The following is a 16,650-nucleotide window of genomic DNA, read 5'->3' on the forward strand; positions in this document are numbered from 1 at the left end:
CAGGATGAGAACTATTGTTCGTCGGCAGCGCCGGATTGATTCAAGTTCAGACGCTGTCCAGCCGAAATTCCGCCGATACGGCCCGCAGAGGCTGTTGGACGGAAAGGCTCCCGGCATGCGATTGAACGAACCCGTGACCCAGCGCGAGGTTGAAATGGATGACGGCAGCGTGCTGGTGTCGACCACCGACGCGCAGGGCCGCATCACGCACTGCAACAACGCGTTCGTGCGCCTCAGCGGCTTCGACTACGCCGAGCTGATCGGCCAGCCGCACAACATGGTTCGCCACCCGGACATGCCGCCGGAAGCCTTCAAGGACATGTGGCAGACCATCGGCCACGGTCGGCCGTGGTCGGCGGTGGTGAAGAACCGCTGCAAGAACGGCGACCACTACTGGGTCGTCGCCAACGTCACGCCGGTGCTGGAGAACGGCAAGCCCATCGGCTACATGTCGGTGCGCCAGAAACCCACACGCGAGCAGATCCGCGGCGCCGAGGCGCTGTACGCGAAGCTCAAGGCCGAACGCGAGTCGGGCCGCCACACGATCCGCCTGCACGCCGGCGGCGTGCGCTACCACGGCCTGCGCGATCTGCCGTACCGCGTGTTCCGCATGTCGCTGACGGTGCGTGTGGTCGGCGCGCTGGTCGCCTTGTTCCTCGGCGCGTCGCTGGCCGGCTGGTACTTCGACGCGCTGTGGGCGGAGATGCTGGCCACGGCCGTGGGCTGCGGCGTCATCGGCACCTGGTTCCACCTCTCGGTCGGCAAGCGCCTGGACGAGTGCACGCAGACGGCGGCGCAGATCGCCGGCTGCAACCTCACCGGCCACATCGATTACGACCCGCGCCACCCGCTGGGCAAGCTGACGCGCAACATCTGGCTGGCCAACCTGAACATGCAGGCCATCGTCGCCGACGTGCGCGCCGAGGTCTCGGGCATGACCTCGGCGTCCAAGGAGATCGCCCAGGGCAGCAACGACCTGTCGCAGCGCACCGAGACCCAGTCCTCCGAGGTCCAGCGCACGGCTTCGGTGATGGAGCAGATCACCGGCACCGTCAAGGCCACGGCCGGCACCGCGCAGCAGGTGGCGCGTGTCAGCGAGGACGCACGCGGCGTCGCCAGCCGCGGTGGCGAGGCCGTCGTCGAGCTGGTGAAGACGATGGACGCGATCGAGTCCTCGTCCAAACGTGTCGCCGAGGTCATCCAGGTGATCGAAGGCATCGCCTTCCAGACCAACATCCTGTCGCTCAACGCCGCGGTCGAGGCCGCGCGCGCCGGCGAGCAGGGCCGCGGTTTCGCCGTCGTCGCCAGCGAGGTGCGTGCGCTGGCCCAGCGCAGCAGCCAGGCGGCCAAGGAGATCCGCGAGCTGATCGGCAGCTCGGTCCAGCAGGTGACCGACGGCGCGCGCCGCGTGCAGACCGCCGAAAGCGTGATCGCCGACGTCGTGCAGTCGGTGCACCGCGTCGGCACGCTGGTCGCCGAGATCACCCATGCGACCGGCGAGCAGTCGCAGGGCATCGCCGAGGTCAACGGCGCGATCTCGACGATCGACCAGTCGACGCAGCAGAACGCGGCGCTGGCCGAACAGGCCGCCGCGGCCTGCGTGTCGCTGGAAGCGCGTGCCGCGACGCTGGTGCGCGCGGTGCAGATCTTCCGCGTCAGCGCCTGATCAGGGCTGGCGTCGCGGCAAGGCGATGACGGTGCCTTCGCGGCGCGCGTCGGCGGCGCCGTACTGGCGCCCGGTCACCGGGTCGACGAGCACCGCCTGCACCGAGCCGATGTCGGTGATCGACACCGAGTAGCCCAGCGCCTTCAGCGCGTCCACCGTGGACTGCGGCATCGCCGTCTCGGTGGCGACGTTGCTGCCGGCGCTGGCGACCGAGACGCGCGGCGCGTCGATCGCCTGCTGCAGCCCCATGCCGTGGTCGACGAGGTTCAGCGTCACGTTGAACACCGAGTTGATGATCGTCGCCCCGCCCGGCGAGCCGTAGGCCACGACCGGCTGGCCCTCGGGCGTGAAGATCATCGTCGGCGCCATGCTGCTGCGCGGGCGCTTGCCGGGCTGCACGTCGTTCGTGCCGGCCGCGCCGGTGTACGGGTTGACGGTGGGCGCGAGGTTGAAGTCGGTCAGCTCGTTGTTCAGCAGGAAGCCGAAGTTGCGGAAGCTGCCGTCCTCGCGCGTGTAGCCGGCGAAGACGCCGATGCCGTGCGAGGACTCGATGGTGTTGGTGTAGGACACCATGTTGCCCCAGCGGTCGACGACCGAGAAGTGCGTCGTCGTTTCGCCGGGGCCGTTGACCGGCGCGGCGACCGCCAGCGGGCGGCTGCTGCGCAGCGGCTTGACGTCATAAGGGCGCGGGTCGCCGGCCGTCGGGTCGGGCTGGGCGCGAACCTCGGGCACGATCTGCGCGCTGCGCTGGGCGACGTACTCGGGATCCAGCAGGCCGGTGGCCGGCACGTGCACGAAGTCGTCGTCGCCCATCCAGACGGCGCGGTCGGCGAAGGCCAGGCGCATCGCCTCGACCATGGTCTGAACGGTCTTCGGTTCGCCGAAGCCCCAGCCCTGGCTTGCATCGCCGATCGGAAAACGTTCGACCATCGCCAGCATCTGCAGCACCGTCAGACCGCCCGAGGACGGCGGCGGCATCGATTTCAGCGTCCAGCCGCGATAGCGCCCTTCGACCGGCACGCGCAGCGCTGGCTGGTAACCCTGCAGGTCGGTGTAGGTCATGCTGCCGCCCTTGCTGCCGGGCTCGCCGCGCGTGAACTTCTGGCCTTCGACGATGCCCTTGGCGATGTCGCAGCCGAGTTCGGGCTTCATGACGTAGAAGCAGTCCGGCCCGCGCGTGGCGATCAGGCGCAGCGTCTCGGCCAGCGGCTCGTTGCGGATCAGCTGGCCGACGGCCGGCGGCACGCCGCCGGGGCAGAAGAAGGCCTCGGCTTCGGGCGAGTTGCGGGCGCGGGCGTTGCAGCTCGCGCTGACGTAGCGCGGCGTCGCCTCGAAGCCCTGTGACGCGAGCCGGATCGCCGGCTGCACCACCTGGCCGAGCTTGAGCCGGCCCCAGTGTTCGACCGCCCAGGCGGTGCCGCGCACCATGCCTGGCACGCCGACGGCCACGCCCTGCAGCGAGGCGCTGGGCACGCCGACGAACATGTCCGGCGTCGCGCCGGCCGGTGCGGTCTCGCGGCTGTCGAGCACGAAGGTCTCGCCGGTCTCGGCGAGGTGGACCATCATGAAACCGCCACCGCCGATGCCGGCGGACTGCGGCTCGACGACGTTGAGCGCGTAGGCGATGCCCACCGCGGCGTCGATCGCGTTGCCGCCCCAGCCGAGGATGCGCGCGCCGGCTTCGGCCGCGTAGGGGTTGGCGGTGGCGACGACACCGCGTTTGAGCCCCTGGACCTTGGCTGCCTCGGCGACGGCCGCCAGACGTGGCCCGGGCTTCGCGACGTCGCGCGCGAGCGCCTCGGGGGCGAGCGGGGCGAGCAGCAGCAGCGCGGCCAGCGGCACGGCGGCGGCGCGGGAATCGAGTGTCATCGTGATCTCCGCATCGCAGGCGGCGCCCGCGGCCGGGCGATGCTCGCGCCGCCGTCCATAGGCGGCAAGGCCAAGACCCTGCCGCCGTCGGCGGCGCGGTATCAGAACGTGACCTTGCCGGTCTCGGCGTCGACCTTGACCAGGTCGCGCGCCAGTGCCGCCGAGGCCGCGCGCGCGAAGTCCATGCGGAAGGCCTCGTCGTCGTGGAAGCCCTGCAGGCCGATCGCACGCGCGATCGCGGCCAGCTTGTCGGCCACCAGCACCTTGCCCAGCGCGCGCAGCGGCTCGCAGTCGTTGGCGACGAACTGGTCGTCGAGCCAGCGGCGGGCCTCGTCGGCGGCCCAGGGTTTGTCGTGCTCGGGCAGGTTCACCGTCAGTTCGTCGGGGCCGAACACGAGGCGCAGGGTCGATCTCATCGCAGGGCTCTCCTGGGAAGTCGTGCCGAGTCTAGGCGTGCCGGCCTGCGGGCCGTGATGGGGCGATCCCGGCCATCGCCGGACGGCCCCGTTGTCATCATATTTATCGTTTGCAATCAAAGGCTTGGTGTCGTTTTTGTGGGTTCCAAAAGGGTTCCGTGACGGAGTTCTTCCCGGTGATCAAGACGCTTCAGCGCGCCTCAATTCCGGTCGCCCAGGGACGATAAGCGTATGCATACGGCAAACCTACCGCTTCCGGTACGGCGCCGGACTCCTGGCCGACCCATGACCGAACTCTCCTTGCCGTCCCTGCCGGCGGCCGATCCGAAAGGCAGCCCCCTGCGGCTGCCCTGGCGCTGGCCCGCGACCACGATCGCGCTGCCGCTGGCGCTGCTGATCGCCTGGGCCGGCGAGGGGCAGCTCTGGGCCTGCGCCGGCGCCTTGGCGGCGGTGCTGGCCGCCGGCATCGGCGACCGGCGCGTGGACCTCGCCCGCCGCGAGCGCGACCACCTGGCCGGCGAATGGGCCGCCGCGCAGCGTGCGCTGGGCACCGAGCTGGCGCCGCTGTGGGCCGCCCATGTCGAGGGCGCGCGTGGCCAGACCGAGGCCGCCGTCTGCGCGCTGACCGAACGTTTCGGCGCCATCGTCTCGCGCCTGGACACCACGCTGGCCGCGGCGGGCAGCGGCGGCGACCACGGTGCCGGCGAAGTGCAGCTGCGCAGCCGCCACGACCTCGAAGGCATCCTCGAGTCGCTGCGTCGCGCCACCGGCGGCAACGCCGAGCTGCGTCAGGCGGTGCAGCAGCTCGTGCCTTTCGTCGCCGAACTGCGCGAGATGGCCGTCGAGGTGTCGGCCATCGCCTCCAAGACCAACCTGCTGGCGATCAACGCCGCGATCGAGGCCGCACACGCCGGCCCCGAGGGCCGCGGCTTCGGCGTGCTGGCGCAGGAAGTGCGCAAGCTCTCGGCGCAGTCGGCTTCGACCGGCGAGCGCATGGCGCGCGACGTGGACGCGATCTCCAACGCCATCCTCAAGGCCTGCGGCGACGCGCGCCAGTCCGAGAGCACCGAAGGCGAGATGCTCGCCGCGTCGGGCCAGGCGATCCAGCGCGTGCTGTCGGACTTCGAGGGCGTGACGCGCTCGCTCGAAGACGCCGCCGCACGGCTGCAGGGCGACAGCCAGGGCATCCAGGCCGAGGTCGTCGAGGCGCTGGTGCAGCTGCAGTTCCAGGACCGGGTCAGCCAGCGGCTGAGCCACGTGCGCGACAGCCTGCAGCACCTGGACCGCCTGGCAGGCGAGCTCCCCGCCACGCCACTGGACACCGCGGTGCTGATGGACGAGCTGCGCCGCAGCTACGCAATGGCCGACGAACACGCCGCCGAGACGGGACGCTCGGCAGCCGCGGCGCCTGCCGCACCGGCGCCGGCCGAAGAGGCCGTCACCTTCTTCTGATCACCCCGGCAGCACAGGAAACGCCGACATGGCCAAGACCATCATGATCGTCGACGACTCGGCCTCGCTGCGCCAGGTCGTCGCCATTGCCCTTCGCGGCGCCGGCTACGACGTGCTCGAGGCCTGCGACGGCGCCGACGCGCTGCGCAAGCTGACGGGCGCCAAGATCCACCTCATCGTCAGCGACGTGAACATGCCCAACCTCGACGGCATCGGTTTCGTCAAGGCGGTCAAGCAGCTCGCGGCCTACCGCTTCACGCCGATCGTGATGCTGACCACCGAGTCGGCGGCGAACAAGAAGGCCGAGGGTCAGGCCGCCGGCGCCAAGGCCTGGGTGGTCAAGCCCTTCAGCCCGCCGCAGCTGCTGGCGGTGGTGCAGAAGCTCGTGCTGCCCTAGCCACCGGAGTCGACGATGAGCAACCCGACGACGCTCGCCATCGAAGGCGAACTGACGATCTACCGCGCCGCCGAGCTGCGCCAGGCGCTGCTCGCCGCGCTCGACCAGCACGGCGCCGACCTCGAGGTCGACCTGGCCGGCGTGACCGAGTTCGACAGCGCCGGCGTGCAGCTGCTGATGGCCGCCGCCAAGAGCGCCGCGGCGCGCGGCGGCGTGCTGCGCCTCGTGCGCCACAGCCCGGCGGTGCTCGATGCCTTCGCCGTGCTGGACCTCGCCGCCCACTTCGGCGCCCCGCTCAACCCGCCGGCGTCGCACTGACGCCGCCGCCCCAGGGAGAACCACCGTGGACATGGACGACGCGCTGAAGACCTTCTTCAGCGAGGCGCGCGAACTGCTCGCCGACATGGAAGCTGCGCTGCTCGGGGCCGACGAGAGCCCGACGGCGGAGCTCGACGTCAACGCGATCTTCCGCGCCGCGCACACCATCAAGGGCTCGGCCGGCCTGTTCGGGCTGGACGGCGTGGTGCGCTTCACGCACGTGCTGGAAAGCGTGCTCGACGAGGTGCGCGCCGGCGCCGTGGCGATCCACGGCCCGCTGCTGCCGCTGCTGCTGCGTTGCTGCGACCACGTCGGCGCCTGGGTCGACGCGCTGGAGGCCGGTGCAGAACCCGAGTCCGCGCATCGTGCCGCCGAAGAGACGCTGGTCACGCAGCTGCGGGCCTTCCTTGACACTCCGGCCGCGGCGCCCGAGCCGGCCGCCGCCGAGACCTCGCAGGGCGCCGAAGGCCAGTGGCATCTGTCGATCCGCTTCGGCGCCGACGTGCTGCGCAACGGCATGGACCCGCTGGCCTTCGTGCGCTACCTGTCGACGATCGGCCGCATCGAGCGCATCGTCACGCTGCCCGACGCCGTGCCGGCGCTGGAGGCGCTGGACCCCGAAGGCTGCTGCCTGGGCTTCGAGATCGCGCTCGTCACCGCCGCCGACCGCGCGACGATCGAAAGCGTGTTCGAGTTCGTCATCGACGACTGCGAGCTGCGCCTGGTGCCGCCGCGCAGCCGCGTCGCCGAGTACGTGGACTTGATCCGCGCGCTGCCCGAGGAGCCCGAGCGCATCGGCGAGATCCTGGTGCGCTGCGGCAGCCTCACCGGGCGCGAGCTGGAGGAGGCGCTGGGCCGCCAGCGCGAGGCCGACCCGGCACCGCGCCTGGGCGTGCTGCTGTCCGAGCAGGGCCAGGTCGCGCCCGAGGTCGTCGAGGCGGCGCTGGACCGCCAGCGCCTGGTGCGCGAGACGCGTTCGACCGAGGCCTCGACGATCCGCGTCGACGCCCACAAGCTCGACCGGCTGATCACGCTGGTCGGCGAGCTCGTCATCGCCGCAGCCGGCGCGCAGCTGGCCGGGCGCCGCGTGCGTGACCTCGAGCTGCAGGAGGCCCACGCGACGCTGGACGCGCTGGTGCAGGACGTGCGCGACAGCGCGCTGAACCTGCGCATGGTGCGCATCGGCGCCACCTTCTCGCGTTTCAAGCGTGTCGTGCACGATGTCGCCGCCGAGCTCGGCAAGGACATCGAGCTGCGTGTCAGCGGCGAGGACACCGAGCTCGACAAGACCGTCGTCGAGAAGCTCGGCGACCCGCTGATGCACCTGGTGCGCAACGCCATCGACCACGGCATCGACTCGCCCGAGCAGCGCGCCGCACGCGGCAAGCCGGCACGCGGCGTGCTGAGCCTCAACGCCTTCCACGACTCGGGGGCCATCGTCATCGAGGTCAGCGACGACGGCGGCGGCCTGAACCGCGAGCGCATCCTGGCCAAGGCGCGCGAGCGTGGCCTGGTCGGCGCCGAGCAGGACCTGGCCGACCACGAGATCGACCAACTGATCTTCGAGGCCGGCTTCTCGACCGCCGAGCAGGTGACCAACCTGTCGGGCCGCGGCGTCGGCATGGACGTCGTCAAGCAGAACATCACCGCGCTGCGCGGCAGCGTCGCGCTGGCCAGCCGGCCCGGCGAGGGCACGACGGTGACGGTGCGCCTGCCGCTGACGCTGGCCATCATCAACGGCTTCCAGGTCGGCGTCGGCCGCTCGATGTTCGTCGTGCCGATGGAGATGGTCGACGAATGCGTGGCCTACAGCTGCGCCGACGGCCACGACTACACCGACCTGCGTGGCGGCGTGCTGCCGCTGGTGCGCTTGCGCGACCTCTTCGGCCTCGGCGGGACGCCGCCGGTGCGCCAGAACATCGTCGTCGTGCAGTGCGGCGCCGCGCGCTGCGGCCTCGTCGTCGACGCGCTGCTCGGCGAGAGCCAGACCGTCATCCGGCCCCTTTCGCGCATGTTCAAGGACGTGCACGGCATCAGCGGCTCTGCGCTGCTGGGCTCCGGCGACGTGGCCTTGATCCTCGACGTGCTCGCCATCGCGAAGCTCGCGCTGGCGTGCAACCCCGCCCGTACGAAACCCACCGAGTCCGATCGCCAACGGCGCGTCGAGACCGCCTGACCGTCATCGGTCAACTTTTCATCGAGAGGAATGACCGTGTTCAAGAACATGAAGCTGGCAACGAAGCTGTTCGGCTCGTTCGTCGTCCTGCTGCTGCTGATGGCGGCGCTGGGTGTCTTTTCCGTCTCCCGCCTGGCCTCGGTCAACGGCTCGACGGTGGAGGTCGGCGAGAACTGGCTGCCGAGCGTGCAGGCCGTCATCACGTCGAAGTCGCTGCTCAACCGCGCCCGCGTGCTGGAGAACCAGCTCTTGCTGGCCGACGAACCGCAGGAGATGGACGGCCGCGAGAAGGAGTTCGTCGAGACTCTCGATCGCCTGAAGAAGACCTGGGTCGACTATGGAAAGCTGGTCAACTCTCCCGAGGAGCAGCGAGGGCACGAAGCGTTCGCGGCCGCACTCGAGACCTATGCCGTCGAGCACGCCAGGTTCGCCGGTCTCGCGTTGAAGAACGCGGACGCCGAGGCGCGCGAGGTGCTCGGCGGCGGCAGCCGCACGGCCTACAACACGATGCGTACGCTCAGCGACAAGCTGGCCGAGATGAATGCCGCGGGGGCCGAACACGCCGTCGAGATGGCAGCGGAGACCTACGCCGCTGCGCGTGCCTGGACCATCGGCATCATCGGCGGCTGCACGCTGGTGGCCCTGATCATGGCGTTCGTCATCACGCGTTCGATCACCCGCCAGGTCGGCGGTGAACCGGCCTACGTCGTCGACATCGCCAACAGCGTCGCGCAAGGCGACCTGACGTCCGACATCCGGGTTCGCGAGGGCGACAGCACCAGCATCCTGGCCGCGGTGAAGACCATGGTCGGCCGCCTGTCGCAGGTGGTGACCGAGGTCAACCAGAGCGCCGAAGCCCTGGCCGGTGCGTCCGAGGAAGTCAGCGCCACCGCCCAGTCGCTGTCGCAGGCCTCCAGCGAGCAGGCCGCCGGCGTCGAGGAGACCAGCGCGTCGATGGAGCAGATGACGGCGTCGATCTCGCAGAACACCGAGAACGCCAAGGTCACCGACGGCATGGCGACCAAGGCCGCCACCGAGGCCCAGGAAGGCGGCGAGGCGGTCAAGTCCACGGTCTCGGCGATGAAGCAGATCGCGCAGAAGATCTCGATCATCGACGACATCGCCTACCAGACCAACCTGCTGGCGCTCAACGCCGCGATCGAGGCCGCGCGTGCCGGCGAGCACGGCAAGGGCTTCGCCGTCGTCGCTGCCGAGGTGCGCAAGCTGGCCGAGCGCAGCCAGGTCGCGGCGCAGGAGATCGGCGACGTCGCCGGCTCCAGCGTCGAGCTGGCCGAACGCGCCGGCCACCTGCTCGACCAGATCGTGCCCAACATCCAGAAGACCTCCGACCTGGTGCAGGAGATCGCCGCCGCGTCGCAGGAGCAGTCCACCGGCGTCGGCCAGATCAACGCCGCGGTGACGCAGCTCAGCCAGACGACGCAGCAGAACGCCTCCAGCTCCGAGGAACTGGCCGCCACGGCCGAGGAGATGAGCAGCCAGGCCGAGCAGCTGCAGCAGGCGATGTCCTTCTTCAAGCTGCCGGGCACGGCGGCGGCCGCGCCGCGGGCGCGTCCTGCCGGCGACGGCCACAAGCGCAAGGCGGCCGGCGTGATCCGCCGTGCCGCGGCGCCGGCCGGCCGGGCGCCGGCCGAGTCGGTCGACGAATCGCAGTACGTGCAGTTCTGAGGGGGCGGCGATGACTGCTCTTGCCAACCCGGCCAGCGCCGCCGTGCGCCGCGCCCCGCCGGTCCAGGCGGCGTCCGAGCCCAGCCTGGTGCTGACCTTCCAGCTCGGCGGCGAGCTGTTCGCGATCACGATCCGCACGATCAAGGAGATCATCGAGTACCGCCGCCCGACCGAGGTGCCGGCGATGCCGGCGGCGGTGCTGGGTGTCATCAACCTGCGCGGCGCGGTCGTGCCGGTGATGGACCTGCAGCTGCGCCTGGGCCGTGCGCCGGCGACGGTGGGCCGGCGCACCTGCATCGTCATCGTCGAGATCGCCGACGGCGACGACGCGCAGACGGTGGGCGTCGTCGTCGACGCCGTCAGCGAGGTGCTGGAGATCCCGCACGAGGACATCGAGCCGCCGCCGAGCTTCGGCGCGCGCGTGGCCGCCGAGTTCATCGCCGGCATGGGCAAGGTGCGCGGGCGTTTCGTCATCCTGCTGGACGTCGCGCGCGTGCTGGCGGTCGGCGCGGTGGCCGAGACCCCGGCCGCGCTGTCCTGACCCGCAGGGCGCCGACACCATGCCGACGCTGCGCGACGTGGTCGCCTCGATCCTCGTCGTCGATGACAGCGAGGTCCAGCGCCGGCACATCGCCGACGTCTGCCGCGAGCTCGGCATCGCCCGCGTCGACGAGGCCGACGGCGGCGAAGCGGCGCTGGAGATCCTCGCCGCGCACCCGCCGCCGCAGGCCGTCGTCGTCGACCTGGAGATGCCGGGCATGGACGGCGTCGAGCTGATCGAGGCGATGCAGCGCCGCGGGCTGCTGCTGCCGCTGGTCGTCGTCTCGGCGCACGACGGGGCGCTGATCCACACCGTCGAGGCGCTGGCGCGCGAGATGGGCATGCCGGTGTTGGCCGCGCTGCACAAGCCGCTGGCGCTGGACGTGCTGGCCGAGGCGCTGAGCCGCACCGCCAGCGTGCCGCCTCGCCGCAGCGCGCCGGCGGAGCTGCCGCCGGCCGATGACCTCGCGCGCGCGATCGCGCAAGGCGAGATCGCGGTGCACTACCAGCCCAAGGTCTGCCTGCGCACCGGGTTGCTGCGCGGCGTCGAGGCGCTGGCGCGCTGGCACCACGCCCAGGCCGGCGACGTGCCGGCCGGCCGCTTCGTCGAACTCGCCGAGGCCAGCGGGCTGATCCGCGAGCTGAGCTTCGCCGTCATCGAGACGGCGCTCGCCGCGCTGGCGCACTGGTGCTCGCGCGGGCTGCGGCTGTCGCTGGCGCTGAACCTGTCGCCGCGCCTGCTGACCGTGCCCGACCTCGTCGGCGAGCTGCTCGCGCGCGTGCGCGACCACGGGCTGGAGCCTTCGCAGGTCGTGCTCGAGCTCACCGAAGGCTCGGTCGTCGCCGCCTACGACGGCGGCATCGGCGTGCTGACGCGGCTGCGGCTCAAGGGCTTCGGCCTGTCGATCGACGACTACGGCACCGGCTACGCGTCGATGAGCCAGCTCGCGCGCATTCCGTTCAGCGAACTGAAGGTCGACCGCCAGTTCGTGCACGGCGCCGCGGTGCGCCATGCCCAGCGCATGCTGCTGGAGTCGGCGCTGGAGACCGCGCGCCGCTTCGGCCTTCTCTGCGTTGCCGAAGGCGTCGAGCGCATCGGCGACTGGCGCCTGCTGCAGCAGCTGGGCTGCGATGTCGCCCAGGGCTACCTGATCGCCCGGCCGATGGCCGGCGACAGCCTGCAGTCCTGGCTCAAGCTCCACCAGACGCGGCTCGCAGAGCTGCGTTCCCCGGCGTCCCCCGGCGCCCTCTGATCCGATGCACGACCCCGCCATCACCGAACGCGAGTTCGAACGTTTCCAGCGCTTCATCCACGAGGCCGCCGGCATCCGCCTGTCGCCGGCGAAGAAGGCGCTGGTCAGCGGCCGCCTGTCGCGCCGGCTGCGCGAGCACGCGCTGGGCAGCTACGACGAGTACTACCGGCTGCTGGCCAGCGGCGAGCAGCCGGCCGAGGTGCAGACCGCGATCGACCTGCTGACGACCAACGAGACCTACTTCTTTCGCGAGCCGCGCCACTTCGAGCTGCTTGGCCGCCTGGCGGGCGAGGCGGCGGCCGCCGCCCGGCCGCTGCGCGTCTGGAGCGCCGCCAGCTCCAGCGGCGAGGAGTGCTACACGATCGCGATGGTGCTGGCCGAGGCGATGGGCAGCACGCCCTGGGAGGTGCTGGGCACCGACATCAGCTCCCGGGTGCTGGAGCGCGCGCGTCGCGGTCTGTACCCGCTGGAGCGCACCGAAGGCATCCCGCCTGCGTTGCTCAAGCGCCATTGCCTGCGCGGCACCGGCAAGGCCGAAGGCACGCTGCTCGTCAGCCGCGCGCTGCGCGAGCGCGTGCGTTTCGCCCAGGTCAACCTCAACCGGCCGCTGCCGGCGCTCGGGCGTTTCGACGTCGTCTTCCTGCGCAACGTGATGATCTACTTCGATGCCGACACCAAAGCCCAGATCGTCGCGCGCGTGCTCGGCCAGCTCGAGCCCGGCGGCCACCTGATGATCGGCCACTCCGAAACGCTGCACGGTGTCAGCGACGCGGTGCGCCAGGTGGCGCCGTCCACCTACGTCAAGCGCTGAGCCGCGGCGGCCAATGAAGTCCATCCGCGTGCTCGTCGTCGATGACTCCGCCGTCGTGCGTCAGGTGCTGGGCGCGTTGCTCGGCGAGGTGCCTGACTTCGAGGTCACGACGGCTTCGGACCCGCTGATCGCGATGGAGCGCATGCAGCGCGCCTGGCCCGACGTCATCGTGCTCGACGTCGAGATGCCGCGCATGGACGGGCTGACCTTCCTGCGCAAGCTGATGCACGAGCGGCCGACGCCGGTGGTCATCTGCTCGACGCTGACCGAGAAGGGCGCACGCACGACGATGGAGGCGATGGCCGCCGGCGCCGTGGCCATCGTCACCAAGCCCCGGCTGGGGCTCAAGCAGTTCCTCGGCGAGGCGGCGGCCGAACTCACGGCGACGGTGCGCGGCGCCTCGCACGCGCGCGTGTTGCCGCGCCGTGCGGCGGCCGAGCCGCCGCCGGTGGCCGCCAAGCTGAGCGCCGACGCGGTGCTGCCGCCCGGCGGCACGCGCGCGATGTCGCAGACCACCGAACGCATCGTCGCGCTGGGCACCTCCACCGGCGGCACGCAGGCGCTGGAGCAGGTGCTGACGGCGCTGCCGCGGGTCTGCCCGGGCATCGTGCTCGTGCAGCACATGCCCGAACGTTTCACCGCCGCCTTCGCCGAGCGCCTGGACAAGATCTGCAAGGTCGAGGTGCGCGAGGCGCGCCACCAGGACCGCGTGATCCCGGGCCGGGTGCTGATCGCGCCGGGAGGCCGACACCTCGTGCTGCGCCGCAGCGGCGCCTACTACCACGTCGACGTGGTCGACGGCCCGCCGGTCAACCGCCACCGGCCCTCGGTGGACGTGCTGTTCCGTTCGGTGGCCCGCGCGGCCGGCGCCAACGCCACCGGCATCATCATGACCGGCATGGGCGACGACGGCGCCGCCGGCCTGCTGGAGATGCGCCAGGCCGGGGCACACACGCTCGCGCAGGACGAATCGAGCTGCGTTGTCTATGGAATGCCGAAGGAAGCGGTTAGACGTGGAGCTGTCGAGCGTTCCATTGGACTGGATCAAATTGCCCGCGAGATCGTCACCCAGGCTTGATGCCCCGTAAGCCGAAGCGCGCCGTGATGACGGAATGTGACGGCATTGCCTAGACTCGTCGCTCCTTCTGGCGGCCGGTCCGTCATACACCGGAGCGCATCATGGCCCCCAGAAAGTCACCGGCGCCCAAGCGCCGCCGCAGTGCCGCGGCACGGGCATCGTTCCGCCAGGCGCTCGTCGAGCAGGCCCAGGCCTTGATGCGCAGCGCGGGCTCCGAGGCGGTGACGATCCGTGCCGTGACCGAGCCGCTGGGCGTCTCGCAGATGGCCTTCTACACCTACTTCGAGAGCCGCACCGAACTGCTGAGGGCCGTCTGGAGCGAGTGCGTCGGCGAACTCCATCAAGACCTGCTGACGGCCCCGGCGCCGGAGGCCTCGCCGCGCGAGGTACTGCGCGCCCACGTCGAGACCTTTATTCGCTACTGGGAGCAGAACCCGGACCTCTACCGCACCGTCTACAACCCGGCGCTGAGCATCGAGTCGACGCCTGAGACGCAGCGCGCCTATCCCGTCTACTACGAGATGGTGGAACTGGGACGCCAACGTGTCGCCGCGGTGATCGGCGCCAAGCCGCACGACGCTGCCGTGCTGACGCTGGGCGAGCAGATCTTCACCAAGGCCGTGGGCTATCTGCACACCATGCTGGTGCTGCGGCGCTACCCGATCGCTGACCCGGCCCGCTTGCGCGCGTGGGTCATCGACGACATCGTCGAAGGCGTCGTCCGGCATGGCGGTGTGCCGGCGGCCACCCGAAAGCGCAAGCAAAGCTGATCGTCTTGGCTGACCGCCCGGTTCCTGCCAGGTCGGCCAGTCCGTGGAGGTGTTCCCGCTCGGGACCCCGCGCCGGCGTTTTCGGGGGGCGGCCGCCTCGTTACCGGCCGGCACCGGGCCGGGGGCGGGCCCCATAGTAGACTTTGGCGCGGTTTCCCCCTTGCGCGTCGTCCGGCAGCGCGCCTGCCGCGTCGTCGTCCGTCCCCGTGTCCATGTCTGTTTCGCCGGCTTCCCCCCTGTTCGACCTGAAGAGCACCGCCTGGTGGCTCACCGCGCTGCGCCTGCACGTCGCCGACGCCGCCGCGCTGGGCGCCGCGCTGGACGAACGTTTCGCCGACAGCCCCGGGCTGTTCGACGACGAGCCGCTGGTGCTGGACCTGAGCCCGCTGCGCGACGGCGAGGCGGTGCCCGACTTCGCAGCGCTGCTGCAGCACCTGACGCGCCACCGCATGCGTGCGGTGGCGGTGCAGGGCGGCAGCGAGGCGCAGATGGCCGCGGCGCGCGAAGCCGGCCTGCCGCCGGCGACCGAGCCCGAGACGCGCGCCGAGCCGCGCCCGGAGCCCGAGGTGCGCGAGGTCGTGCGGGAAGTCGTGCGCGAGGTCGAGGTGATCCGCGAGGTCGAGGTCCCGGCCGCGGCGGCAGCCGCGACGACGCTCATCGTCGACAAGCCGCTGCGTTCGGGCCAGCGCGTCTACGCGCGCGGTGGCGACCTGGTCGTGCTGTCGGTCGTCAGCTTCGGCGCCGAGGTCATCGCCGATGGCAGCATCCACGTCTACGCGCCGCTGCGCGGCCGCGCCATCGCCGGCGCGCGCGGCGACGTCAACGCCCGCATCTTCAGCACCTGCATGGAGCCGCAGCTCGTCTCGGTGGCCGGCATGTACCGCACGACCGAGACGCCGCTGGCCGACGACATCGTCGGCAAGCCGGCGCAGGTGAGATTGGAAGGCGAGCGGCTCGTCGTCGAGCCGCTGGCCGTGAATTGAGAGGGCGCGCGAGCGCCCGCCACCCCAGAGGAACCCCCCAGCGATGACCAGAATCATTGTCGTCACGTCCGGCAAGGGCGGCGTGGGCAAGACCACGACCAGCGCCAGCTTCGCCTCGGGCCTCGCGCTGCGCGGCCACAAGACCGCGGTGATCGACTTCGACGTCGGCCTGCGCAACCTCGACCTGATCATGGGCTGCGAACGCCGCGTGGTCTACGACCTGATCAACGTGATCCACGGCGAGGCCAAGCTGCAGCAGGCGCTCATCAAGGACAAGAACTGCGAGAACCTGTTCGTGCTCGCCGCCAGCCAGACGCGCGACAAGGACGCGCTGGTGCAGGACGGCGTCGAGCGCGTGCTCGCCGAGCTCGCCGAGATGGGCTTCGACTACGTCGTCTGCGACTCCCCGGCCGGCATCGAGACCGGCGCGCTGATGGCGATGCACTTCGCCGACGAGGCGCTGGTCGTCACCAACCCCGAGGTCTCGTCGGTGCGCGACAGCGACCGCATCCTGGGCATGCTGTCGTCCAAGACGCGCCGCGCCATCGACGGCAAGGAGCCCGTCAAGGAGCACCTGCTGATCACGCGCTACGACCCCGAGCGTGTCGAAGGCGGCCAGATGCTGTCGCTGGCCGACGTGCAGGAGATCCTGCGCATCCCGCTGATCGGGGTGGTGCCCGAGAGCCAGGCCGTGCTCGACGCCAGCAACCAGGGCCTGCCGGCGATCCACCTGAAGGACACCGACGTCGCCGAGGCCTACAAGGACGTGGTCGCACGTTTCCTCGGCGAGGAACGCCCGATGCGTTTCACCGACTTCCAGAAGCCCGGCTTCTTCAAGCGTCTTTTCGGGAGGTGAGCGCGATGTCCTTCCTCTCGTTCTTCCTCGGGGAGAAGAAGCAGACGGCGACGGTCGCCAAGGAGCGGCTGCAGATCATCCTCGCCCACGAACGCTCGGGCCGCGGCACGCGCGCGGACTACCTGCCGCAGATGCAGCAGGAGCTGATGGCGGTGATCGCCAAGTACGTGAAGATCGCGCCCGAGGACGTGAAGGTCAGCGTCGAACGCCAGGACAACTTCGAGATCCTGGAAGTGAAGATCGAGCTGCCGGACGACATCCGCTAGGAGTCTGCGCGGCAGAAGCCGCGCCGCCTCCCAGCCTGGGGCATGACGCACAGCTCCCCCGAGCCCCCTCCGGGTGGGTGCTCCAGCTCGTTCGACGGCACCCTCCAGCCTCC

16 protein-coding genes are annotated in these 16,650 nt (G+C 70.9%); 14 read left to right on the plus strand and 2 right to left on the minus strand.

From position 1 onward, the window contains the following. Positions 1–154 precede the first annotated feature (154 nt). Positions 155–1,666 (plus strand): methyl-accepting chemotaxis protein, encoded by a 1,512-nt coding sequence (locus EV684_RS13745; RefSeq protein WP_242478685.1) that lies wholly within the window; start codon positions 155–157, stop codon positions 1,664–1,666. On the opposite strand, the gene ggt is transcribed toward EV684_RS13745, so the two are convergent. Together ggt and EV684_RS13755 are read right to left on the minus strand one after the other, a co-directional pair. Then, the gene (ggt, locus tag EV684_RS13750; protein WP_132647855.1) at positions 1,667–3,535 is read right to left on the minus strand and encodes a gamma-glutamyltransferase; all 1,869 of its coding nucleotides are present in this window, start codon (positions 3,533–3,535) and stop codon (positions 1,667–1,669) included. Positions 3,536–3,636: 101 nt separating this feature from the next. Further along, positions 3,637–3,951 (minus strand): hypothetical protein, encoded by a 315-nt coding sequence (locus EV684_RS13755; RefSeq protein ID WP_242478686.1) that lies wholly within the window; start codon positions 3,949–3,951, stop codon positions 3,637–3,639. Between the two features lie 285 nt (positions 3,952–4,236). Here EV684_RS13755 and EV684_RS13760 point away from each other — a divergent pair, with 285 nt between their 5' ends. The 13 genes from EV684_RS13760 to minE all read left to right on the plus strand — a co-directional run bounded on the left by EV684_RS13760 (position 4,237) and on the right by minE (position 16,537). Beyond that, the gene (locus EV684_RS13760) at positions 4,237–5,403 is read left to right on the plus strand and encodes a methyl-accepting chemotaxis protein (protein ID WP_132647856.1); all 1,167 of its coding nucleotides are present in this window, start codon (positions 4,237–4,239) and stop codon (positions 5,401–5,403) included. A 28-nt stretch (positions 5,404–5,431) separates the two neighbouring features. Further along, complete coding sequence (locus EV684_RS13765; protein ID WP_009858027.1) at positions 5,432–5,800, plus strand: response regulator; 369 nt, start codon at positions 5,432–5,434, stop codon at positions 5,798–5,800. A 15-nt stretch (positions 5,801–5,815) separates the two neighbouring features. Then, a complete protein-coding gene (locus tag EV684_RS13770; protein WP_132647857.1) occupies positions 5,816–6,118 on the plus strand; it encodes an STAS domain-containing protein in 303 nt (100 codons plus the stop codon). Between the two features lie 31 nt (positions 6,119–6,149). Continuing rightward, on the plus strand, positions 6,150–8,294 hold the full coding sequence (locus EV684_RS13775) for a chemotaxis protein CheA (protein WP_132647962.1): 2,145 nt from the start codon (positions 6,150–6,152) through the stop codon (positions 8,292–8,294). Between the two features lie 30 nt (positions 8,295–8,324). Continuing rightward, positions 8,325–9,980, plus strand: a complete 1,656-nt coding sequence (locus EV684_RS13780; RefSeq protein WP_132647858.1) for a methyl-accepting chemotaxis protein — start codon at positions 8,325–8,327, stop codon at positions 9,978–9,980. A 10-nt stretch (positions 9,981–9,990) separates the two neighbouring features. Beyond that, on the plus strand, positions 9,991–10,521 hold the full coding sequence (locus tag EV684_RS13785; RefSeq protein WP_207184612.1) for a chemotaxis protein CheW: 531 nt from the start codon (positions 9,991–9,993) through the stop codon (positions 10,519–10,521). 19 nt (positions 10,522–10,540) lie between these two features. Continuing rightward, positions 10,541–11,773 (plus strand): EAL domain-containing response regulator, encoded by a 1,233-nt coding sequence (locus tag EV684_RS13790; protein ID WP_132647859.1) that lies wholly within the window; start codon positions 10,541–10,543, stop codon positions 11,771–11,773. A gap of 4 nt (positions 11,774–11,777) precedes the next feature. Next, a complete protein-coding gene (locus EV684_RS13795; RefSeq protein WP_132647860.1) occupies positions 11,778–12,584 on the plus strand; it encodes a CheR family methyltransferase in 807 nt (268 codons plus the stop codon). A gap of 13 nt (positions 12,585–12,597) precedes the next feature. Continuing rightward, positions 12,598–13,662: a protein-glutamate methylesterase/protein-glutamine glutaminase gene (locus tag EV684_RS13800; protein WP_132647861.1), complete on the plus strand. Its 1,065-nt coding sequence runs from the start codon at positions 12,598–12,600 to the stop codon at positions 13,660–13,662. Between the two features lie 101 nt (positions 13,663–13,763). After that, the gene (locus EV684_RS13805; RefSeq protein WP_132647862.1) at positions 13,764–14,432 is read left to right on the plus strand and encodes a TetR/AcrR family transcriptional regulator; all 669 of its coding nucleotides are present in this window, start codon (positions 13,764–13,766) and stop codon (positions 14,430–14,432) included. A 212-nt stretch (positions 14,433–14,644) separates the two neighbouring features. Then, positions 14,645–15,415, plus strand: coding sequence for a septum site-determining protein MinC (gene minC / locus EV684_RS13810; RefSeq protein WP_132647863.1), 771 nt, complete (start codon positions 14,645–14,647; stop codon positions 15,413–15,415). A gap of 43 nt (positions 15,416–15,458) precedes the next feature. Continuing rightward, positions 15,459–16,271: a septum site-determining protein MinD gene (minD, locus tag EV684_RS13815; RefSeq protein ID WP_132647864.1), complete on the plus strand. Its 813-nt coding sequence runs from the start codon at positions 15,459–15,461 to the stop codon at positions 16,269–16,271. Positions 16,272–16,276: 5 nt separating this feature from the next. After that, complete coding sequence (gene minE / locus EV684_RS13820) at positions 16,277–16,537, plus strand: cell division topological specificity factor MinE (protein ID WP_132647865.1); 261 nt, start codon at positions 16,277–16,279, stop codon at positions 16,535–16,537. Positions 16,538–16,650: the final 113 nt, after the last annotated feature.

The sequence above is a fragment of the Rubrivivax gelatinosus genome (assembly GCF_004340905.1).
Lineage (GTDB): Bacteria > Pseudomonadota > Gammaproteobacteria > Burkholderiales > Burkholderiaceae_C > Rubrivivax > Rubrivivax gelatinosus.